Consider the following 21,562-nt stretch of genomic DNA (forward strand, 5'->3'; position numbering starts at 1 on the left):
ATGAAATCGTACCGCATTTTTCCCTCAATCGGCCTAGCCCGTTTGGGCGAGGCTCCTAATTTTTTTCTAGGACCTGAAGTGCCAGGCGCGGGCGTTGCCGAATTGTTGCCTGATGGCGGGCGCGGTCCGTTAACTCATCACAAGGATGCTAGCCTCACCAAGATCCGCAAGCAAGGTGCCCGGTTCCATTTATTTGAATCAACGGACGGGGTCACATGGCAACCGGCTGTGCTGCCCGATACAGCGCAGGTTACTTGGTCGGTTTCCTTAGTCAACAAGAAGGCAGCGGTAGAACGCCCTGAAGACCCGCCAACGGCTCCGATGCACCCCCAAGTGCCGGCCGGTAATGCTTCCATGGTCATTGACGGAGGTAGGCGAACAATTTCTGGACTGAACCAGAAAAGCGCACCTTTTGCGGGAAAATTCGCTACCACCGACGCTAACGGTCAATTGTACCAAGTTGATGTGGAGCTAGGACAATTGTTCACCGATGCTCAGGGCCGGCTTATCGTCGTGGGTGGGCGGGGCTTCTCCAGTGCACCCGAGGGTACTCCCCTCGGAAGGTCTTATTACCACAATCCTAAATGGCACGACGATGTGGCCGACGGACCGGTGCGCGCCGAAATCAGACTTGCGCCCGGCGAGGCTCCCATCGAGGCCGACGGCGGCGCTTGGGTTGTGGTTGGCCCGCCTGACTATGCGCCTGGAATCGACTGCGTGGTGACCTTATTCGATGTACTACACCAACTAGGTATCTCCTTTTTCAGGTTGCCCGCCGATCAGGTTCCTTCTTACGATCGTGATATTGCTCCGTTGGTGGCTCGGGTCCGCCGATTGCAGTGGGTGCATGATGATGCTCAATGGACAGACCCTCGATTAAGCGACCCTCGATTGCGGAGCCGTGCCTCAACGGATCAACCCCTGCGAGAAGCTGTCAAAGAGTTAATTCTGGCAACCGAAGATGTGTTCGAAGGCCATACTCTTCCTACAGGGCCACCATTTGAGCTCCGCAGCTTTCAAAAAACAATGCTAAGCAAGTGGGTTGAGGGTGACTTTGATGACACACCCGTAGCTCAGGAGGCAACGTTGACTGCGGCGGGGCTTACTCGGGCCGCCTTGGAAGGGGCCGCTGGGCAAGGATTATGCCCCGGAATCGAGGCTGGTATATTGATGCTCGATCCTAACATTTACTTTCAGCCCTTTGACTACCGAATTGATCACGCGACAGTAAAACCTGGTGACTTAACAGCGTTGATGGCACAGCCTTGGCAAGCTGATTTCGTTAAATGTAACACTGAATGGTGGCCAACTCAACGCCCTGATTTCGCCCCACAGGCCGATGGGGGCAAGGAAGAGTGGATGCGAGGAATACAAGGACCGAAGCGCCATACCTTGTTGGTGCAGAAATCGGGGCAATTAGGTTTGGTAGTGCGCCAGGGCCCGGATGAGGTTTTTGTTGAGGTAGAGCGCGCGGCAAATCTCTGATCCAAATACGGAAACACTATGGCAGCACTACCAATTGCGGTACTGGGTAGCGGGCCTGCAGGTAGTGCCTGCGCCATAGAACTGCTAAGATTAGGGCATGCCGTGGTGTTGATCGACAGGGGTGCTGAGGGTAAGGAGCGCCGCGGCGAAACATGCGGTCCACGGGTTGAACAAATGCTTCTTGGGCAAGGCACTGCATTCACTGCTACATGTCATCACTCTTTTGATTTGTATTCTTCTGCGTGGGGAACCAGTGTTATGGAAGGGCGCCAAATAGCTTTCTGGCAGGCAGGAGTGGGTAGTGTACTTGACCGCAGTACCCTCCATAACGACTTAGTAGCTAGTGCCTGTGCCGCTGGGGCCGTTGTGCTGTCCGATTGTCACGTGCAGGTCGCCCAATGGACCGGGCGGCAATGGGTATTACAAGGCATGCAAGGCGGTAAAACGTGGAAACTAGCTGCGCGCTTTGTAGTCGAAGCAACCGGACGCCAATCTAGCTCTGTTTGTCAACCCGACGCCAAACGGGTCTTCCTAGACAAGTTGCAATGTTTGGTTACGGAATTTGCTGCCGTGGAAGATGGTCCCTCGGGGTGGTTATCGAATCAGCCGAGGTTGGGTGGTGGTATACAGTTAGGCTGCCTGCAGGTCGCCGGGTACTAGCATTCTTCACCGATGCTGATTTGGTAGCACCCCAGTCGGCACGAATACCCTGGTTCATCACCCTCCTCTGCCAAACCAAATACATGCACCAGTACGCAACCGCATACTCACCGGCAATCCCCATTGGTATCCGTGATGCACGCACTTCTGTGCGCACTGTTTTGTGGCGAGGTTCCTGGATAACAGTAGGAGATGCAGCTTGGTCGATGGACCCTATTTCGGGCAATGGCATTGATCGCGCGCTGGCTCAAGGGGTGGTTACCGCACAGGCTATATCTGCTGCACTTGAAACAAACCAGATCTCCTTGCTTAAGGACCAAGCACTATCCCAAGTTCAGGCATTCAAGCAGGCCTTGGGTACTCAGCGTGGGTATTACCATGCTGAAAAGCGCTGGCCCACCAGTGCCTTTTGGCAGCGCCGAGCCTAGGGATCACCAGAAACATATTGATCATTTACCCTCAAACTGGTTTAGGAGATTACAGTATGTAAATGAAAAAATAGTCGCGTAGATTCACCCATACGCGTCTGGTATGCCACTGCTTGTTTGTAGTTCAAAAAAGTGGTAATGCTTGTTTGTGAAGGCCTAACGATACCAGTATTGTAGGAGCCGAATGCCCCGGCCAGGAGTGGTCGGGGCATTACTGTTTCTATCATCATATGGCCCGGCCTGCTTGACCGTCCTGCTGGCTGGTGCCAGCGAGGCGGCACTGTAGCAGGAAAGCTGCGTGCAGGAGGTAGCACAAAGCACGTGTCCAGCAGTGGGCCGCACCAAGAAGAATAGCCCCGTTTTTTGACAGGTCACTGACAGTTGCGCTGAGCGACGGCAGCGCAGGGGTGTTCAGAAAAACGAGGGTTTCTTTGGAGCTTATTAACCATCAGGCCCGACAATTTTATAGGAGCGCTTCCTACTCTACCGCAAGGATTTGGGTAGCCTGCTGGGTACCAGCCTGCACTCGTAGGGTGTATAGGCCGGAGGTGAGGCTAAGCAAGGGCAACTCATGGCGCAGGCCCGTAGCTGGTAGGGGCAGAGTGGTGGTCCGTACTACGCGGCCCACTGCATCGGTGAGGATGAGAGTAGCAGTTGGGGCACCTGGCACTGCTGGCAGGCGAATGACTACATGGTTAGAAGCTGGATTAGGGTACATGACCAGACCGGGCAATACGCCTCGGGCCTTCGCTACTAGAGTAATGGGCTCGGCCAGAGTGGCAAAAAAACCAGTAGAAACAGTGGAAGCACTGCTGATAGCTAAAGGTCCAAAGTTGACGTTGGGAGGCTGCACCATGCCCACGACCTGAATACCAGCGCTAGTCAGGGTAATAGTGGATAAAGCATCCGTCTGAGGGCCTCCGGCTTGTTGCACCCAGGCCAACCGGCTGGTGACGCCAGCATCCACGAGTTTGGTCACAAACATATCGGAGCCCCAGCCCCCATGAGCGTATAAGGGCCAAAGGCGGCCGTGGGTGCGGCGGTAGTGGTCGTGAAGTTGCCGGCAGCGTAGACATCTGAACCATTTACCTTCAGTGCCCAAACGGCATCAGTGGCTTGCCCGCCCAGCGCCTGGGCCCAGCCCACAATGGGCCCGGAGCCAGTGTCGGTGAGTTTGGTAATAAATCCGTCCTGTGAAGTTCCAGAAGTGTTGGCATTGGTCAATACGGTATTGCCTATGCTGATCGTAGGGCCAGCAAAAGCACCACCCACATACAGATCGGAGCCGTTCAGAGCCGCGGTATAAATACCATCCCCTTCACCTCCCCCAATTTTCAGGGCCCAAACAAAGCTTGCTGTAGAACCCGCGTCGGTGAGTTTGGCTACAAAGCCATCCGAAACTGGCGTGGGGCCCTGGGTAGAATTGAGTAGAGTGGTTGAGCCAAACTGCACTGCTTGGCTTAAGAAGATTCCACTGATAAACACACTGCTACCCTGCACAACCACGCTATAGGCCGCCTCGCTCTCATTGCTACCTATCCGCTGGGCCCACACAAAGTTGCCATTGCTGCCCGTGTCCGTAAGCTTGGTTACAAAGGCGTCGAAACGTCCTGCGGAGGATAATGACGTGCTACCATACATTCCCGACTGGCCCAGAAAGGCGCCGGTAACATATATGTTGAATCCTTGCACGGCTATGCCCAAAGGAAGCTCACTATCGGGGCCACCCGCCCGTTGAGCCCACACAATACTGCTGGAAGAGCCGGCATCTGTAATCTTAGCGAAGAACAGATCAGCATACTCGCCTCGGGCATTCGTTAAAGTAGTGGTGCCTACTTGCAACGTCATAGACTCAAACTGCCCCACTATATACACCCTGTCTTCATTTACGGCTATCGTAGTGACCTTCGCACCTTCCCCACTTTTCCCCACCTGTTGCACCCAAAGGAAACTCTGAGTAACCGGGCTCCATTTAGCCACAAAGCCATTCTGACCATAACTACTGCCGGTAGTCAAGACGAAACTTCCGATAGTCACGGTACCAGAAAAGCCACCGACGACAAACACGTTGCCGCTAGCATCCACCGCTGAGCTTTCAACGCGCACGTTGCCGTTGCTAGCCTGATTGGGGTCTAAGGCAAATGCCCTTTGCCAAGCGGGCGCCTGCGCCTGCGCTACCGGCGCGCTAAGACTGAAGACCACAAAAAGAAAAACTCCCCAAACTAGGGGAGCAACGTGAGTAGAGAGACGCATAAGCACAATGAAGTGTGAGTGTATTGACCCTGAGTGGGAGTTGGAGCAACTGCATTAGGGTGAAAGGTATGGAAAAGCACTAACTCAACTGTTGTGTTAATGGCATCACTACTTAATTAGTCGTAGCATAGAAGCTCTACTTCCCCAGCTGTGTTAGCACATTCTAGTAGGTTTGAGCACACTACCACTGGCGCCTTCGTATCAAGTTGCAGTTCAGCGAAACGGTGGTTTACCTTGCACAATATGATGCTGTACACTGGAGACTGGGTTGAGGATGCCCTGATGCTGATTTTTTTATTGGCCTTGTTCGTACCCTCGGTCTACTTCGTGTGGTACGTCTTTACCATGATCCGCCATTACTGGCGTTACCGTCGCAACCGCCAGCGCTGACGGAGCCGAACCGCCGTTCAAGAAAACGGTACTTTGGGAAGCACTTGCGACGTATCAATCTGCACTCTGCCCTCCCTTTCCGTAATACGCCATTGCAAAGGTTCATAGATAAAATCCGTACGCGTCTCTAGTTTCACCTGGTCTTGCTGCAGGACTCGGTCAATCTCCTGTTGCAACGCCTGCGGGTGGACTAACTGATCAGGATACTTTGAGTCATAGACAAAGACAAGGTAGCCCCGGTGGCGCGCCCAAAACTGGGGTAGTGCTGTTGCGTTTTGGGATGGACGCCCGACTGGCCGATGAAGACGCATTGCCCACCGAAGATGCCCATCCAAGTTACCGCGACCACCGCTTCCTTTGCCTCTACTTCTGCATGCGCTACTTTCGTGATATACTGCTCAATGTAAGTATGAATCGTTGAGTCGAGTTCTATTTCGTACAACCTACTAGATGGAGGCGCGACGGAAGTCTGCTTAGCCTGATCCGTGCAGGAACAAAGAATCACGAACAGCCAGGAGAGCAGGACGGTAGAAAGGCGCATAGAAGACGTCAATAAGGTAGGCTTCGCCAAGTAAGCAGCCAAGGTAACAGCATGCATCTACCTGTTCCTGTCCGTCTGCTTATGTTCAGTGAAAGGGTGATTTAAACACCCACTGGCTTTGAGCTAGGAGCCGAGAATAACCTGCTATCGGTTCTAAAGCGCTACTTTCTAACAAATGAAACCAAAGGTGCCCAGCAAATGTACATACATTGTACGTACATTTGCTTCTATGAACACGCGCCTGATTCGAGTCGGCAATTCCCAGGGAATTGTGCTACCCAAGAAATTACTGCTGCAGTATCACCTCAGCGGTGAGGTAGATCTGCAGCCCACGCCCGAGGGGTTGCTCATCACGCCGGTTCGCAAACCCCGCCGCCAAGGCTGGGACGAGCAGTTTCAGCGCGCCCTTGCCCAGGGTCAGGCGCCGGAGGGTGAGTTGCTGGAGGGATTCTCGGATGAAGCCTTTGAGGAGACGGAATGGCAGTGGTAGCCGTGCACCGCTTCGAGGTGTGGCTTGTTAACCTCGACCCGACCCAGGGCAGCGAAATCAACAAGACCCGGCCCTGCGTGGTGCTCTCCCCCGACGAGATGAACCGCTACCTGCGTACGGTGACCATCGCCGCGTTAACCAGCACCCAGCGCGAGTACCCTTCCCGGGTGGACTGCACCTTTCAGGGCAAACAGGGGCAAGTGGCACTCGATCACATTCGCTCTGTGGATAAAACCCGCTTGGTGCGCCGCTTAGGGGTATTGCCCCAAGCCACTGCTGAGCAGGTATGCGACCGGTTGCTGGAGATTTTCCAGTACTGATGGGACAACCTACGCCAGGCCTATGGCCACATAGTTCAGGAAAACGAGGGTACTCTTTGAGATGATGAACTAGCAGTAATCCTCGCGAGAGTCCTGCCACATCAACACATCGGCATCAAACTCTTCTTCATCACAGGCTGGCGGATATTCTACCGCGATATAGCTTTTGTACGCTTGGGTTACGTGCTTGATTTCCGCCTCTATGGCAAGGACTTGATAGGCATCCGAAATGGAAATACCGAATACGACTTTCCCGTCGTAGGTAAATTTCACAATGGCTGATTTCACGTTTGTTCGCAACGCGAATTGGTTGTAAAAAACGAAGCCATGGTTCGGGTGCCGCACCGCGTAGGCAATCATGTCGGCAATGGATGTCATCGGCAACTCGATCAGTTCTGGGATGTGATACTTTTCACTGGGCCATACTTGCACCCATTGGTCTTGCAGCGGCTCTGCTATAGGGTCACGATAACAGAAGTGGCGTAGAAACCTCTCGACGGTGGACTGGTCGCGACCCATCGATAGGCCGTAGATGTCGTAGAACATGGGGAAATATAAGACCAACACACCCTAAGTACAGCTCCCTGTTAAATGGTGTGCTATGCATTCCTCGAATTGACGCCGGCCCTAGACTCTGTTCACCTAAACGGTCCGAATAGCGAAAGGAGCCAGGTATGACCCTCAGCATGCGTTAGGTTCTCTTTCTGAACATCCGCCGACAATACGAAACAAAAGCGTTCCAGCTATAAGCCGGAACGCTTTCGAAACGGTGGAAAAGAACACGCCTGCCTAGGTCCCAGCTTTTGCAGCCTATACCACCGGCGTTACTCGACCTGCAGGCGAGTGGTGCCAGTCCCGCAGCGGATAATATAGATGCCTGGGGTAAGGCCCTGGAGCGAGATGGACTCTGCGGCGTTGACCGTGCGCAACAGGCGGCCGGTCAGATCCAGCAACTGGGCCACATCGGCCGTCGCGCCTTCCAGGCGTACCTGGTCCCGGGCCGGATTGGGCAGGGCCCGCAAAGCCTGGCCCTGGCCGGCAGCCGGTGCCGAGAGCACGACAACCGGCGAGTAGGTGGCCTTTCCATCGTGGTCTACCTGGCGCAGGCGGTAGCGGAGCTGTTGCCCAGGCCGCACGACGTCTGCATCCGTGTAGGCGTAGGTGCTGGCGGCCGTCGTGGTGCCCCGGCCGGCTACCGTCGCTATGCGGGTGAAGATCTGCCCGTCTCCCTGGGCCCGCTCGACTTCAAAGCGGTCGTTCTGCAGTTCCTGGGCCGTGGCCCAGCGCAGCACCACCGAGCGCTGCTGCACCTGGCCGGTGAAGGCAACCAGTTGCACGGGCAAGGGAGCCGGCACCTGCTGGCGCACCACGGCAAAGGTGGTGCCCACGCGCAGTCCATCCAGCAGCAGCGGCGAGGTCGAGCTACCCTGGCGCAGGGCCACTGAGCCGATGTTGGCCGGGGACGAGGAGGCCGCTTCCGCGCTGGTCGCATTGCTGCCGGCGGGCTCCGAAACGCCCGGATTCACGTACAGGCGCGTTTCCGTGCCCGTGCTGCCGAAGTTGTAGCGCACGACCAGCAGGTAGGAGGTGCCCAGCTCGTACTCGGTCGGATCATACACGGCCGTGGTCCCGCTGCCGCTGACACCAAACTGGATCTTGCCCGTCGTGGCCGCCGGCTTGACCAGCACCCGGGCCCGGAAGGTCGTGCTGATCGGATCCGGCCCCAAATGGAAGAAGTAGTCGGTCCCGGGCGCGCTGTTAACCTGCACCAGGAAGGAAGCATAGACCGGCGTGCCGGCCGCCACGGGGGCAAACGTGCGGTGCACGTCCTCACCCGTGCCAGTCAGGGCCGCCGCGTTGCCGCCTGTGGCGTTGTAGTCCGAACGGCTCAGGCCAGCCGAACTCACCAGCACGGGGTTTGTGCCGGCGGCGCTGTGGGCGTTCCAGCCGTGGTCTGTCAATCGCTCCGCGGCCGCGTAGAGGAAGTTTTCCTCCAACAGCAGCTGAGCCGGCTGCTCGGGTGTGGTCAGCGTACGCTTGCCCGGGTCCTGGGTGCGGTAGTTTTCAGCCCCCGTCGTGTTGTCGTCATTGTAGTCGAAGACGGCAAAGGTATACTCTGTGTTGGGCTGCAGGCCCGTAATCGTCACGCTGGTGGCCGGGCCAGCCGCTACGACATAGATGCCCGGGGCCGGCTGGTCGCCCTGGCCCACGGTAGAGTTGCCCGCGTAGGTCGTCCCATCAGTGGGCACGCTCAGCAGGTCAGCCGACTGGGTGGCCAGAAACAGGCGCTTGCTGCCTGTGCCGCCGCTGGCCGTGAGCAGCACGGAGGTAGGGGTCAGCTCGCTGGCCGTGAGCGTCGAGGATTGGGTGGGCTCCGCAGCCAGGGCTACGGGGGCCGTGGTAAAGGAAATCTCCTGGCCGTAGCTGGTTCCGACCTCGTTAGTGGCGTAGGCCCGCACCACGTAGCGCGTGTTGGGCTTTAAGCCCATCAGTGTGCTAGTAAAGGAGCCGCTACCCGCCCCGTCCACGGTAGATTCGTCGCTGAGCGTCGGATTGGCCGATGTACTGTAGACCACGCCGCGCTCGGTGACTGTCGAATTACCCTCGTTGCTAATCGTGCCGCCGGCTGTGGCCTGGGTCGCTGTAATGGCTGTGACGGGGGCCGATTGCACGGTGGCCGGGTAGATGGGCGCCACGCCGGTACCCGATACGGTGATGGGCTCTTGCGTGGGAACGTCCGTAGATGCAACTGGCAGCGTGGCTGAATAGAGCTGAGCCAGCGCGGGTACGAAGCGCACGTCGATGGTAGTGCCCGGGAGCGTGCCGCCCTGCGGGGTCAGGGTAATGGCGCAGCAGGCGAAGGGGCCGTACCCATGCGAATCTCAAAGCCGGGTGCTGGCGTGATGGTCACCGGGGCACTCAGGTTCGAGCCGCTGACCACGACTGGCTGGCTGGTGGAAGCCGAGCCGACGTACACGCTGCCAAAGTCCGGCACGGTTAGGGGCGTAATCGTGAGTACTGCCGAGGGGGCCGTCACGGTCACCGTGACCGGGGCGCTGGTGCCGGCCACGCCACCGCAGGAGCTGGTCGCCCGGGCGACCAGGTAGTACGTGCCGGCGCTGCCAAAGTCGGCGCCCCGTACCTGGTAGGAAGCCGCGGTGGCCCCACTGATGGGCGTCGTGAAGGGTCCGCTGGCCGAGGTACTGTAGGCCCAGGCAAAGGAGGCTGGCGCGCTGGCCGTGGCCGTGAGCGTAGCACCCGTGCCGGTCGTGGTCACTGACTGGGCACTGGCCGGCGCAACCGTTACGGTCACGCTAGCCGGGGCAGCCGTTACGGTCAGGTCGCTGCCGTTGTCGCTGCCCGCCGTGCCGCTGGCCGCGTGCACAACCCGGACCCGGTAGCCGGTGCCGGCACCGGTACCGGCCGGCAGGGTAGCGGTCAGGGGCGAGGTTGTGCCCTGCCCGATCAGGTTCGTGGTCAGGTCTGCGGCAAAGCTGCCGGTGGCCGAGGAGAGCTGCACGGCAAACGAGCCGCTGAGCGTACCACTCACCGTAAAGGGAACGGACAGGCTGCTGCCCGTCGTGGCCGTCACGCAGAACGGGCTGCCGTTGACTGCGCCCGTGGTAAGGGTTGGCGTGCCGCCGCCGCCCGAAAGCGTGGGCGTGAGCACCAGGTTGTCCAGACCCAGGGCCTGTCCGTTGGTACTGCCGCCGTTGCCCACGTAGGCCCAGCGCAGGTAGATCGTGGCCCCATCGGCCAGGCTTAGGCCCGTGAGCGTGGTGGATTTGTTCGTGCTGGTCGGGGGATTGACAGGCGCGCCCGTGGTGGCATCGGCCGGGTAGCTCTGCGTCAGAGTCGTCAGCTGGGTCCAGGTGGTGCCGTTGGCACTGGTGAAGAACTGCCACTCAAAGGCCCGGGAGCCCAAGCGGTACTTTTCCACGTCGTAGGCGACGGCCAACTCGGTCACGGTCGAGCCGGTCGTGTTCTGCACGGCCAGCAGCAGGTTGCGCGGGGAGGAGTAGCTGCCCGAGGAAAGAAAGCCAACCGCCCGGTCCGTCGAGCTGGCCGTGACCCCGTTGGCAAAGTTATAGGCTCCGCCCGAGGAAGTGCTGCTCAGCGCGCCCGTACCGGTGGTACCGGCTGCCTGGGTCGTGGCCGTTGTCCCGCCGCTATAGGTCGGATTCGCGCCCGCCGCGAGCACAAAGCCTGCAGGTAGGGAAGCCGTGGCGCTGCTGCCCAGGTTGTCAAAGGAGACCGTTACGGGGCTGCTGCTGGTCAGCGGCAGCTGGGCGCGGCTGGTAAGGGGCAGCCACAGGCTCAGCAACAGACTCAGCAGGGGCAGAAGGCGAACGGCTGCACGGGAAAAAGGACGCATAGCAACAGGAGCCAAAGAGGCTGAGAAGGAAAGGAAGGGGACTGGTTCATCGCGTCGGACCGTTATCAATGGTGGCTTCCACCAGGTCCTGCACGGCCGTTGGCAGCGAGGAGAGTAGATCCAAGCCGGTGTTGGCTTCAATGGCATCCACGGAGACACGGTACTGGCCCCAGTTGCTGGTCAGGCCCTGCTCGTTGGGCGTATCCACGGCGATGATGCGCGTGCCGCTGCCCACGCGGGAAACGTCGTTGTTGCCCGTTGGTAGCACCACGATGACTTTCCAGACCCGGGTGGGCACCTGCACGCGGCCGTTGTCGATGGTTTCCTTGTATCCGGCCGAGCCCGTGCCCCCCTTGCCGTAGCTGCCCATGATGATGTAGAGCTCATTGCCCTGCTCGACTAGGGTGCGGGCATAATTCTCCAGCGTGGCCCAGGTAATCTGGTTGTTGTTGGGGCCTGCGGAATCATGTTGGTCATCAGAAACGTGGCCGAGTTGTCGGCCACCGAGCTGGTGCGGTCCGCCGATGGGGTATTGTGGCCCGGTCAAAGCCCGAGCCCGAGTAGCTGCCGCTGCCGACCTGGTACCAGCCAGCGGGCAGGTCGGGGTCGGCTCGGAAGTTGTCCTGCCGGGGCGTCGAGCCCAGCCAGACGGGAGCCAGGTACCAGCTCACCCAGGTGGGCTTGCCCTGGTCGCGGTGATAGGAGAGGGCAAACTGACGCTTGCGCAGCAAGTAGTTGGTGGGCATGTTCACGTCCGTGGCCGCGCCGCTGGGGTTGCCCATGGTCAGGTGGTCGTTGTCGCCCACGGTGGGCGGCAGCGTCACGGCATACGGAGTGACGACGAAGTCGTCCAGGTTCAGCTGCGCGGCCCCGCCGGAGACTTTGCGCAGCTCGAAGCGCAGGGGGCCGGAAACGTTGACCGGGAAGGACGCGGTCTGCAGCGTGGTCGCGCTGGCAATGATGGTGGAGCCGACTTTTACCCACGTGTTGCAGCTGCAGCTTTGGCTCTGGTAGTAGAGCTCAAAACCCGAGCTGGCTTCGCTGTCGTAGAGCGCGTGCTGCACCGTCACGGTAGAGGCCCCATCCGGCAGGAAGAAGTCCATGGTGGCCTTGCCCGTCTGCGTCAGGCGCAGGGCCTGGGTGCCGTTCTTGCGGTCCAGGACCGAGGTGCCCAGCAGGGCGTTGTCCAGGGTCCAGGAGCCGGTGCTCAGCACGACGGCGCTGGATGGATACGTGGTCTTGCTGCCCGTCTCGAAGGACTCGCGCGTGGTGGTCTGCGCCACGCTCAGCAGCGGGCTGCCCCAAAGGGACGTGACCAGGGCGGCCAGCCAGAAGCCACGGGCACGCCGGTACAAGTGTTTCATGCAATAGGAAGTAGAAAGTAGCAGAGCAAACGCCCAAGGGCACATCTGCAAAATTAACGAGTAGATGTTACCCGAATATTACGCATTTAAGATCACATAGCACTTATTGATCCTAAGGAGCCGCGGCCTTCTTCTGGGACTTGCCCTACCTACCATAGATCAGTTGCCGTTATTCGGCCGGGATGGACCACCTGCCCTGGCTGCTAGTAGATAGGTCCGATTGGTGGAGGGTATAGAGGAAGCAGCCGCAGCAATGAGGGTTATGTAGCTAATCCGAACCAGCAGCTATCTTTCCGGATTGAATACCCCTGCTGTAGGTCGGTAAGAGCAACCTACAGTCTGCCTTCTCTGGCAGAAGTAGCTCTTCGTGGATACCGTTTATGCGTTCCCAGACGAGATTTTTCGCATGAGAGCTCCTTTGAAAATTGTATTACGCGCCCATTGTCCTCATGGGTATGTGTTTTTGCCCGATGACCCGTACTTGGTGAAGAGTTGGGCCGGCCACGTATGCCAAGTCTGCTCGACACCTTCTCCGAGCAGGCAGCGGACTCGCCGGAATGACGCGCGGCCACCCTTACCTGTTGAGCAACGGTTCTGGGCCAAAGTGGAGAAAACGGATTCCTGCTGGAACTGGACGGGTGCCTTGAATAAGGCCGGATATGGCGTGACTCGCGGCCAGGTCACCCCAGCGGCCCCCAAGGGCGCCGTGCGCAAGGCTCCCTGGATAAGCTACGAGTTGGTGCATGGTCCTGTACCCGACGGATTACCGCTGCTACACGCGTGCCAGAATCGCCGCTGCGTAAACCCCGCTCATTTAGTGCTTGGGATGCTGCAAGACCGCCCAGCCAAAGGGCGGCGTAAAGAAGCGAGAACCCATTGTCCGCAAGGGCACGAGTTCACCGCTGAGAATAGCTATTTCCAGCAGAAGAAGCGTTCGTGTCGCCACTGTACTAGTGAGCGTACTCGTGCGTTCCGTGCCCGCAAGAAAGCAGGGCAGTCGGGATAAAGACAGACATATTGTTGAATTCACTATGTACTTAGATGGGATAGCCCAACTCTGTCTACGACTCAAGTAAGCAGTCCCTGCTGGTCTTTCACAGCAGGGCGACGATGCTTACGGTAGGTGGTCAGGTAAAATAAGCTGCGGCAAATACAGGTCTAGGGCCATAGCTGCCGTAAAGGTTCGGAATTGGGGTGGCTTTACGCACTCCTGCTCCAACCAGATTTCGCAGTAGAAGGAACCCATCCAATAGAGGTCAATTACATAGTTTGCTTCCCAACGACAGGCTAGGTACGTGCCCTTGTCTAGCACATACCGCCCTTTGATGCTCCATGGTAACAAGTCAAACCGATAGTTCTGTAGCATAGAAGCGTTCAACTAGTCTAATTATGTCTTAAGCTAAAAGATACAGTTCAGATTAGCAATCTATTACGCATGCTAGTAGCTTCGGGACCTTACACTTCTTTCCCGGCCCTAAGTGCACCCTTATTCCATATGTTACCAGACCCCTTGGTCATTTATCCGCGCTCACCGGTGGTGAATATTCCTAGCATCCCACACAGCAGGAATTTATGTCTCGTAGTACTCCGGAAATGTTCTTCCTCCTTATGAATAGGTTAAGAAAAGGTAGCTTTGAATTCGTATGTATTTGCCTAATGGCCACTCCTGCTCTTCTTTCTCAGCTTCTTACCCTTGGCCAGGCACTGGAAGATACCCCGGCGCGAGGCGAAGACGGCAGCACGGGGCCGCTGGAGCAGGCACGGACCTTCGTACTTACCCACTTGCGCCAAGAGCCCCGCGTACCTTACCGGGCCGATGAGCTGCTGGAACTGCTTGCTCCCTCGCCCCATATTCACTGGAGCTGGGCCGAGGAAAGGGAACTGGTACTGGAGAGCCTGACAATGCTGCACCAGTTATGGAGACGCTAGGGTATTCCTCTATCGCGGAAAACAAGTACACCTGCTAGTCTCCCATGACCCCACGGCAGCTCTATCACCTGCAAGCCTCCAACTGCTACCTCGTAAGTGCGGGCTTGTTTGCAGCGCCGTGTGCCTACCTCATCCTCACGCGCTTGTCATGGGGCCTGTTCATCCCGCCAAGCTATACGGGCTACTGGGTGCTGGCCATCTGCCAAGTGGCCATATGGCTGCTGCTGGCCATTGGTCTGGGCTTGCGGGCCGGCCGCCGCGTGGCCATCGGGGCATTCGGGCTCTATGCCCTAGGCCTAGTGGTACTGCTTACCAAAGTAGTACTGCGCTTCCCTACCTATTCCCATGGGCCCCGCTGGTGGGCCGTCGTGGTGCTCTGGCTGCTACTGGTGCTGTTCCTGGCCGCCAAATGCACCCAGTGCCTGTTTCGGGCCCACCAGCGGCAGCAACGGCTGCGGCAGCTGGTGGGGCGTAGTCGTTGGTCGGGTTGCGGCCGTGTCGTACCTTTCCGGCCTCTTGCGTGCTTCTGCATCCTTTCCCTGCCCCATGGCTCCACTGCTACCCTCGCTCCTGCTGAGCACTACCCTACTGCTCACTACGGCCTTCGCCATGCCCGCCGCGGCCCAAGCCCCACCAAAGTGTGGGATAAAACGTTTGGCGGCACGGCCAGAGATGAGATTGTTGCCCTACGCGCTGCCCCCGGCGGGTATATCTTAGTAGGTAATACGGCCTCTGGGCTCGATGGCACCAAAACACAGGCGACACGGGGGATGCAAGATATGTGGGCTATCAAGCTCAATGCGGATGGCACCCAATTGTGGGACCGCTCCATTGGAGGAACTAGTCAGGATGGCGCGGCCGGATTTGCGCTCACCCCAGACGGAGGGATTCTACTGGGCGGCACTTCCCACTCGGACATCAGTGGTGATAAAACGCAAGCCCGCAAAGGCCTATACGATTTCTGGGTCGTCCAGCTGGATGCGGCCGGCACCAAGCTCTGGGACAAGAGCTATGGAGGAGATTTAGCAGACGATTTGCGCGCACTGCTCCCCACTGCGGATGGAGGCTATTTACTCGGGGAAGTTCTACCTCCAATATGTCGGGCGATAAAACACAAGCGAACAAAGGCCTGGATGATTTCTGGCTCGTTAAGATTGATGCAGCGGGCACCAAACTCTGGGACAAGAGCTATGGCGGCACTTCCTCCGAGTATATGAACTCCATCCTGCCCACCAGCGATGGGGGCTTTCTGCTCGTAGGAGTCTCCACCTCTGGTGCCACAGGTGACAAAACCCAGCCCGCCCGCGGCGGTCTCGACTATTGGGTGGTTAAAGTCGACGCCAATGGCACCAAGCTTTGGGACAAAACCTTTGGTGGGCCCCTTCCAGATGTTCTGCTCAACGCTGCGCCTACCCCGATGGCGGGTATCTACTCGCGGGCTATTCAGCATCCCCAGCTGGGGACGATAAAACCCAGGCGAGCTTAGTGGGCAATGACTATTGGGTTGTCAAAATCGATGCTGTTGGTAATAAGGTCTGGGACCACACTTACAACGCTTGGGGCAACGCTGACATTCTCGGCAGCATCCTCGCGACTCCGGATGGGGGTATCTCCTTACCGGTTCCTCCGATTCCTACGCTGGGAGAGACAAAACGCAAGCCAACCGCGGGGCTTCTGATTATTGGCTCGTCAAAATTGATGGAGCCGGTAGCAAGCTCTGGGACATGACCCTGGGCGGAAGTAGCAACGAGCGGGCGTATGCCACTGCGCTTACCCCAGATGGGGGCTATCTGGTTGGCGGGTTTTCAAACTCTGATATCGGGGACGAAAAAACGCAGCCTCGTTTTGACCCTGTTAGCGATGCGTGGATCATCAAGCTACAGGGCGGCCTCCCCACAGCTACAACGACTGCCACCGCCGCGACGGCCCTACACGTATCTCCCAATCCGGCACAGATGGGCCGCTTTACCCTGCATCTTGCCGATGCTGCTCCCCGCACAGGGCTGCGCCTCTCGCTGCTCGATGCCACGGGCCGTACCGTGTATGCTCAGGCACTGGCTCCCACCAGCACGCAGGTACCCGTAGTCGTGGGCCCACAGCCCGCCGGCTTGTACCTGTTACGACTGGAAGGCCCGAATGGCTTCTTGGCCACCCAGCGCCTAGTACTCCAGTAACGTAGGCATGTCCATCAACCATTACGCCTTCAGGGTCTTACCCTTCGAGCAGCGCCTGGCCGTCATCTGGGCCGAAGGCACCTTCCTGGCCACGCGCTGGGAAGAAGAGAATGCCGTGAACCTCTACCACCTGGGCACCTTCTTCGCCGAGGTGTACTATGACCCGACAGCAATGAGATGCTACGCACCGGTGCCTTCACCAATAAGCGGTGCCTAGAGGACTATGCGGTGTATATCACGCTGGATGACCTGCAGCAATAGAAAAGCCTGACGTACCCTACTGCTATGGCGTTTACCTATCGTATTACCGTCCTGGGCTCTACCAGCTCCCACCCGGCGTTGGCGTCTTTTCTGCAGAACTATGTCACTAGTGCCAAACGCTTCCCCCGCGAAGGGGATCTTATTGCCTACAGCCTAGCGTATGCGCTGCGAATCCTCGGCTGCGCGTGGAGCGATACCCCAGCTACCATCATCTACTACACGGTTCACCTGGAAGCACAAGCTTGAGATAGGGCTCACAAACCGACCTGCTTTGCCATCGGCAGATTAAAACATCCGCCCTACTATCCCTGTGCTTCTCCGCAGTAACGGGAGTACGATTCGTTGATGGGCCTTTACCACAGAAGTAGTCAGCGAGGGGCGCCCATACATCGGACAAGTTCAGCGAAAGGGTGGTTCAAATACACATGATGACTTCAGTTCGTGTGGCCAAATAACACCTTGTCGCCTACTTTATACCACTCGTCAATTAATAGCTCACAGGGTTGCGTGAAGCGGGTAAGTTGGTGGATTCAACACCAACTTACCCGCTAATGGAAGACGAAAAGGGATTACGGAAAATTATGGAGTTCATGCGCCTGTTTTCCATCGTGCTGCTGGGCCTGAATATATATTACTACTGCTTTAGCTACTTCAAGGCCCTGGGTTGGGCACCGGCCGTAGTTGAGCGTTTGCTAGAGAGTTTTACGCGCAACACCTTTTTGTTTAAGGGTAGTTGGGTGAGCAAAACCCTGGCCGTGGTGTTTCTGCTGCTAAGCTGCCTGGGCACCCGGGCCGCAAGGATGAAAACGTTAAGGGCATTTCCGTGGCTGGCTACGCCGTCCTCGGCTTGGCCCTGGTGTATGGCGCGGACTTGCTACGCAGCTTTTCGATGCCTGCCGGGGTGGCCACTGTTCTTTATGCGGGGCTGCTGACCAGCGGCTTCTTGCTGCTGCTGAGCGCCGGCGCCTGGTTAAGCCGGCTGTTCAACAACGATTTGATGAAGGACATCTTCAACAAGGACAACGAGAGCTTCCCGCAGCAGGAGCGGCTAATGGAAAACGAGTACTCCGTGAACCTGCGTACCGAGTACCAGCTGCGGGGCAAGCGCCGCCAGGGCTGGCTCAACGTGGTGAACCCCTTCCGGGCCACCATGGTGCTGGGCACGCCTGGCTCAGGCAAGAGCTTCGCCATCATCAACGAGTTCATCCGGCAGCACCTCTCGAAGGGCTTCTGCATGTACATCTACGACTACAAGTTTGACGACTTGAGCCGCATCTGCTACAACACGCTGCTGCGTCACCAGGATAAGTTTGATAAACCCGTGGGCTTTTACGTCATCAACTTCGACAACCCCGCAAAAGCCACCGCTGCAATCCGCTGCTTCCGGAGCTCATGTCCGACATCGTGGATGCCTACGAGTCGGCTTCCACCATCATGCTCAACCTCAACAAAAGTTGGATCAGCAAGCAGGGCGACTTTTTCGTGGAGTCGCCCATCAACTTCGTGGCCGCCATCATCTGGTTTTTGAAGCTATTCGAGAAGGGAAAGTACTGCACCTTCCCCCACGTCATTGAATTTCTGAGCCGGGACTACGAGGAAATATTCCCCGTGCTGGCGTCTTACCCCGAGATTGAAAACCTGGTAAAACCCTTCGTGTCGGCCTTCCAGAAAGATGCCATCGAGCAGCTGGAAGGGCAGATTGCCTCGGCCCGCATTCCGCTCTCGCGGCTGGCCTCGCCGCAACTGTACTGGGTGATGTCGGGCAATGACTTTACGCTCGACATCAACAGCAACGAAGAGCCCAAGGTCTTGTGTGTGGGCAACAACCCCGAGCGGCAGGCCATTTACGGGGCCGCCCTGGGCCTTTATAATGCCCGCCTGGTCAAGCTGGTCAACCAGAAGGGCAAGCGCAAAAGCTCGCTTATCATCGACGAGCTGCCCACCATCTATTTCAAAGGCCTCGACAACCTCATTGCCACGGCCCGCAGCAACAAGGTCAGCACCTGCCTGGGCTTTCAGGACTTCTCGCAGCTCGAGCGCGACTACGGCCAGAAGGAAGCCGAAGTCATCAAGAACACCGTGGGCAACGTGTTCAGCGGGCAGGTGGCGGGCAACAGCGGCAAGTGGCTGAGCGAGCGGTTCGGCAAAATCCTGCAGCAGCGCCAGAGCCTGAGCATCAACATGCGCGAGACGAGCACTAGCCTCTCCACGCAGATGGACAGCATGATTCCTGCAAGCACCATTGCCAACCTGACGCAGGGCAACTTCGTGGGGCTGTAGCCGACAATTTCGGAGAGGAGATTGGTCAGAAGGTCTTTCACGCCCGCATTCAGGTGGACGTGAAAACCGTGGCGGCTGAGACCAGCGCCTACCTGCCCATTCCCGACATCACCAGCTTCATCAACCCGTCCACAGGGGAAGATGAGGCCGAGGAGATGATTAAGGCCAACTTCAACCGTATCAAAACGGACGTGAAGGAGCTATGCGAGCGGGAGCTGCTGCGCATCCGGCAGGACCCGGCCCTGCAGCACCTCATCCGGGAAAAGGCAGAGAAATAAGGCGGATAAAGGGAGTAGAGCCGCCGCTTACCGGTGAGCCGTTCGTGTGGCCTGCGCGTGTCTCACCGCTCGATTTCAACCGTTCGTCAACTTTCTGCCAATCGGGCTAGAGCCCCGGATAGGTTTGCAGCGTTGAATTCCGCTTCGACCCCATTCCTAACCCCACCTTTCCATGGCAGAGCTAGATGAAAACCAGACCCAGGCGCCGCTGTACCTGAGCCAGCTGCCCACTTCCAACGGCACCATCGCCGGGAACTGGCTGCAGCCCCAGCAGGCACACCACAGCCTGTTTCAGGTGCTGCTGAACCCGGCTAATCCCAACCAAGCGGCGCTGCTGCCCGCTCCCGGCGCCGATGGGGCCCTGATGAGTTCCTACCACGACACGCTGGGCAGCGTATATCAGCTGGGTACCTCCCCCGGGCAGGCCGACCAGTACGTGCGGCTGGAACGGCCCACGCTGCTGGAAAAGAGTGGCGACAACTGGAAGGTCGTGCAGCAGGGGCGCGTCGGCTTCAGTCCCAACGCCCCGGAGCCGCTTGGCGCCTTGTTTGGAGAGCCAGCTCCAACTCCTGCGCGGGAGCTTGAACTCGGGCAGCAGGGCATGATTCCGGTAGCTACTGCCTCTGAGCAGACGACAGCACCGGCCAAAGAAAGTCCTGCGAGCGAAATGCCAGCGCAGGAGGGCTCTAACAAAATGGAAGAAACCCCGCAGACGGTCAGGCCGGAGCAAACGGCGCCGGCAGGGCAGGGGCAAGAGTCCGAGCCTAAAGCGGAACTGCTGCCCCGGTTATCGCTACTCCAGCACAAACAGGGGAGCTGCAGATTCACTGGCGGCAGAAAGGCGTCGAAATAGCCCCATTGCTGGAAATGCGGGCCTACCTCGACCAGCTTAAGGAAACCGGGGTGGCCGTCGGCGCGCTAACCATGGAACGCGACCCGGGCGGCAAGCTCAGCGGCCGATTTGACGTCAGCTACGACCCGGCCTCCAGCAAACTGGGCCAGCTGGAGGCCACCCTGCAGGGCTTTAAACTGGTGGGCAATGGCCTGGCGGTGGTCGAGAAGCCCGAGCAGGCCGCAGCCCGCCGGCAGGAAGCCGGCTACGATGAAGGGTACGAGCCCCCGCGCAGCCGGCAGGTAAAAGAGGCGTTTGGCGTGAAGCAGTGGGACGCGCTGAGTGCCCAGTTGTCGGCCGTGCCCAAGCACGCGCTCACGGCCCCGGAGCAGGTGCAGCAGCACGCCGCCAGCCAGCGGGTGGAGCAGGTTGCCCAGCAGCAGGGCAAGACCACGGAACAGGTTATCCGCGAAGCCAAAAGCCTGTTTGACATCGACACCAGCGGCAACCCGGCGTCGGCTTTCCTGAAGAACTTCTACGCCCATCTGAACGGCGGCCCGAAAACGCGGCAGACCCTGGAAGTCGACTACGAGAAGACCCGCCAGCAACTGCAGACCCGCTTAACCCAGCAAGTGGGTGCGGGTCCACTCCCAACTGCGGAGCAAGCCAGCAGCGGTCCGGCACCAGCGTTGAAGGAAACAATGCCAACAGTAGCACCTGCCGATACTCCGGCCGGTAGGGCACCGATGCCTCATCCTTCCCTTTTGTTTGAATCCCGTGATGTGCCTCAGCACGCGCTTGATTCTCTTGGGTTGAAATCGGAGGAGCTGGCCGCCAGCGGTCAGCTGCACAAGCTGCTGCGCGGCGAGAAAACGGACCTGCTGCCTATGGCTGTGGCGGGCCGGGATGGGCAGGAGCCCGTGCGCTTTGAGGGCAAGATGGTGCTGCACCGCGAAGCCGACGGCTCGGCTACGCTAAAGCTGGAGCTGCCCCAGCAGCAGCTGGTCATTCCCAACGAGATTGGCGGGCAGGCCATCACAGCGGAGCAGCGCGAAAAGCTGGAAAAAGAGGGCAATGCGGGCCTGGTCCGGGGGCTCAAAGACGAGCAGGGCCGGGAGTACAACGGCTACGTAGCCGTGGACCGGACTATGAATAAAGTGGTAGTACTGCCGGAGCACAAAGTAACTCTGCACGACATCGTAGCCGGTGTGCCGCTCAGCCCCGAACAAAGCCAGGACCTGCGCGAGGGCAAAGTGGTGGCGCTGGCCAACATGGTCAGCGGCAATGGCGGCCCGAAGTTCGACGGCACGGTCCAGGTGAATGCCGCCAAGGCCTGCCTGGAAGTAAAGCCCGCCGCCCACGAGCTTCAGCAGCGGCAGGTCTCGCGCAAGGAGCAAGCTAAGAAAGCCACCCGGGCAGTTACCACCGCGCCGGCAGCTGAAGCGCCTCAGGTCAAAACCCGAGGGCCCCGGCGCTAAGGGCCACCCCACTCTTCCTCTTTT

Annotated in this window: 20 protein-coding genes and 2 pseudogenes; 15 read left to right on the forward strand and 7 right to left on the reverse strand. The window is 58.5% G+C overall.

Annotated features, from left to right (window positions below; translation table 11 throughout):
• Together MUN79_RS28975 and MUN79_RS32180 are read left to right on the forward strand one after the other, a co-directional pair.
• Positions 1-1,485 (forward strand): LodA/GoxA family CTQ-dependent oxidase, encoded by a 1,485-nt coding sequence (locus MUN79_RS28975; RefSeq protein ID WP_244678443.1) that lies wholly within the window; start codon positions 1-3, stop codon positions 1,483-1,485.
• A gap of 18 nt (positions 1,486-1,503) precedes the next feature.
• A complete protein-coding gene (locus MUN79_RS32180; RefSeq protein ID WP_375378280.1) occupies positions 1,504-2,145 on the forward strand; it encodes an NAD(P)/FAD-dependent oxidoreductase in 642 nt (213 codons plus the stop codon).
• Between the two features lie 906 nt (positions 2,146-3,051).
• On the opposite strand, the gene MUN79_RS28980 is transcribed toward MUN79_RS32180, so the two are convergent.
• Both MUN79_RS28980 and MUN79_RS28985 read right to left on the reverse strand, forming a co-directional pair.
• Entirely contained in the window at positions 3,052-3,552 is a 501-nt protein-coding gene (locus tag MUN79_RS28980) for a T9SS type A sorting domain-containing protein (protein WP_244678444.1), read from the reverse strand.
• Complete coding sequence (locus MUN79_RS28985) at positions 3,549-4,826, reverse strand: hypothetical protein (RefSeq protein WP_244678445.1); 1,278 nt, start codon at positions 4,824-4,826, stop codon at positions 3,549-3,551. Before MUN79_RS28985 ends, MUN79_RS28980 begins: the two co-directional genes overlap by 4 nt.
• A 243-nt stretch (positions 4,827-5,069) precedes the next feature.
• On the opposite strand from MUN79_RS28985, the gene MUN79_RS28990 reads away from it, so the two are divergent.
• Positions 5,070-5,216: a hypothetical protein gene (locus tag MUN79_RS28990; protein WP_244678446.1), complete on the forward strand. Its 147-nt coding sequence runs from the start codon at positions 5,070-5,072 to the stop codon at positions 5,214-5,216.
• Positions 5,217-5,406: 190 nt separating this feature from the next.
• On the opposite strand, the gene MUN79_RS28995 is transcribed toward MUN79_RS28990, so the two are convergent.
• Positions 5,407-5,757: a hypothetical protein gene (locus MUN79_RS28995; RefSeq protein WP_244678447.1), complete on the reverse strand. Its 351-nt coding sequence runs from the start codon at positions 5,755-5,757 to the stop codon at positions 5,407-5,409.
• Positions 5,758-5,986: 229 nt separating this feature from the next.
• Between MUN79_RS28995 and MUN79_RS29000 the strand changes: the two genes are divergently transcribed.
• Entirely contained in the window at positions 5,987-6,247 is a 261-nt protein-coding gene (locus MUN79_RS29000) for an AbrB/MazE/SpoVT family DNA-binding domain-containing protein (protein ID WP_244678448.1), read from the forward strand.
• Entirely contained in the window at positions 6,235-6,567 is a 333-nt protein-coding gene (locus MUN79_RS29005) for a type II toxin-antitoxin system PemK/MazF family toxin (protein ID WP_244678449.1), read from the forward strand. The genes MUN79_RS29000 and MUN79_RS29005 overlap by 13 nt, the downstream gene beginning before the upstream one ends.
• Before the next feature lie 69 nt (positions 6,568-6,636).
• On the opposite strand, the gene MUN79_RS29010 is transcribed toward MUN79_RS29005, so the two are convergent.
• From MUN79_RS29010 to MUN79_RS32185, 4 genes and pseudogenes are all read right to left on the reverse strand, one after another.
• Positions 6,637-7,113 (reverse strand): hypothetical protein, encoded by a 477-nt coding sequence (locus tag MUN79_RS29010; protein WP_244678450.1) that lies wholly within the window; start codon positions 7,111-7,113, stop codon positions 6,637-6,639.
• Positions 7,114-7,391: 278 nt separating this feature from the next.
• A complete protein-coding gene (locus tag MUN79_RS29015) occupies positions 7,392-9,365 on the reverse strand; it encodes a T9SS type A sorting domain-containing protein (protein ID WP_244678451.1) in 1,974 nt (657 codons plus the stop codon).
• A 38-nt stretch (positions 9,366-9,403) separates the two neighbouring features.
• Positions 9,404-10,942, reverse strand: a complete 1,539-nt coding sequence (locus tag MUN79_RS29020; protein WP_244678452.1) for a hypothetical protein — start codon at positions 10,940-10,942, stop codon at positions 9,404-9,406.
• 46 nt (positions 10,943-10,988) lie between these two features.
• Positions 10,989-12,351: pseudogene (locus MUN79_RS32185) on the reverse strand (DNA/RNA non-specific endonuclease).
• 361 nt (positions 12,352-12,712) lie between these two features.
• On the opposite strand from MUN79_RS32185, the gene MUN79_RS32190 reads away from it, so the two are divergent.
• From MUN79_RS32190 to MUN79_RS29070, 10 genes and pseudogenes are all read left to right on the forward strand, one after another.
• Positions 12,713-13,312 carry an HNH endonuclease gene (locus MUN79_RS32190; protein ID WP_375378285.1) on the forward strand — a complete coding sequence of 200 codons (600 nt, stop codon included), beginning with the start codon at positions 12,713-12,715 and terminating at the stop codon, positions 13,310-13,312.
• A gap of 650 nt (positions 13,313-13,962) precedes the next feature.
• Positions 13,963-14,235: a hypothetical protein gene (locus MUN79_RS29030; protein WP_244678453.1), complete on the forward strand. Its 273-nt coding sequence runs from the start codon at positions 13,963-13,965 to the stop codon at positions 14,233-14,235.
• Between the two features lie 44 nt (positions 14,236-14,279).
• On the forward strand, positions 14,280-15,452 hold the full coding sequence (locus tag MUN79_RS29035) for a hypothetical protein (RefSeq protein ID WP_244678454.1): 1,173 nt from the start codon (positions 14,280-14,282) through the stop codon (positions 15,450-15,452).
• Positions 15,449-15,721, forward strand: coding sequence for a hypothetical protein (locus tag MUN79_RS29040; protein WP_244678455.1), 273 nt, complete (start codon positions 15,449-15,451; stop codon positions 15,719-15,721). Before MUN79_RS29035 ends, MUN79_RS29040 begins: the two co-directional genes overlap by 4 nt.
• Positions 15,722-15,959: 238 nt before the next feature.
• On the forward strand, positions 15,960-16,409 hold the full coding sequence (locus tag MUN79_RS30510) for a T9SS type A sorting domain-containing protein (protein WP_262923096.1): 450 nt from the start codon (positions 15,960-15,962) through the stop codon (positions 16,407-16,409).
• Positions 16,410-16,416: 7 nt separating this feature from the next.
• Complete coding sequence (locus MUN79_RS29050; protein ID WP_244678457.1) at positions 16,417-16,626, forward strand: hypothetical protein; 210 nt, start codon at positions 16,417-16,419, stop codon at positions 16,624-16,626.
• Positions 16,627-16,694: 68 nt separating this feature from the next.
• Complete coding sequence (locus MUN79_RS29055) at positions 16,695-16,916, forward strand: hypothetical protein (protein ID WP_244678458.1); 222 nt, start codon at positions 16,695-16,697, stop codon at positions 16,914-16,916.
• A gap of 305 nt (positions 16,917-17,221) precedes the next feature.
• Positions 17,222-19,228, forward strand: a pseudogene (gene mobC, locus MUN79_RS29060) (conjugal transfer protein MobC).
• A 172-nt stretch (positions 19,229-19,400) separates the two neighbouring features.
• Complete coding sequence (locus MUN79_RS29065; protein ID WP_244678459.1) at positions 19,401-20,081, forward strand: hypothetical protein; 681 nt, start codon at positions 19,401-19,403, stop codon at positions 20,079-20,081.
• A 14-nt stretch (positions 20,082-20,095) separates the two neighbouring features.
• Complete coding sequence (locus MUN79_RS29070; protein WP_244678460.1) at positions 20,096-21,538, forward strand: DUF3945 domain-containing protein; 1,443 nt, start codon at positions 20,096-20,098, stop codon at positions 21,536-21,538.
• The last annotated feature ends 24 nt before the right edge of the window (positions 21,539-21,562 follow it).

This window comes from Hymenobacter cellulosilyticus, from assembly GCF_022919215.1.
GTDB lineage: Bacteria > Bacteroidota > Bacteroidia > Cytophagales > Hymenobacteraceae > Hymenobacter > Hymenobacter cellulosilyticus.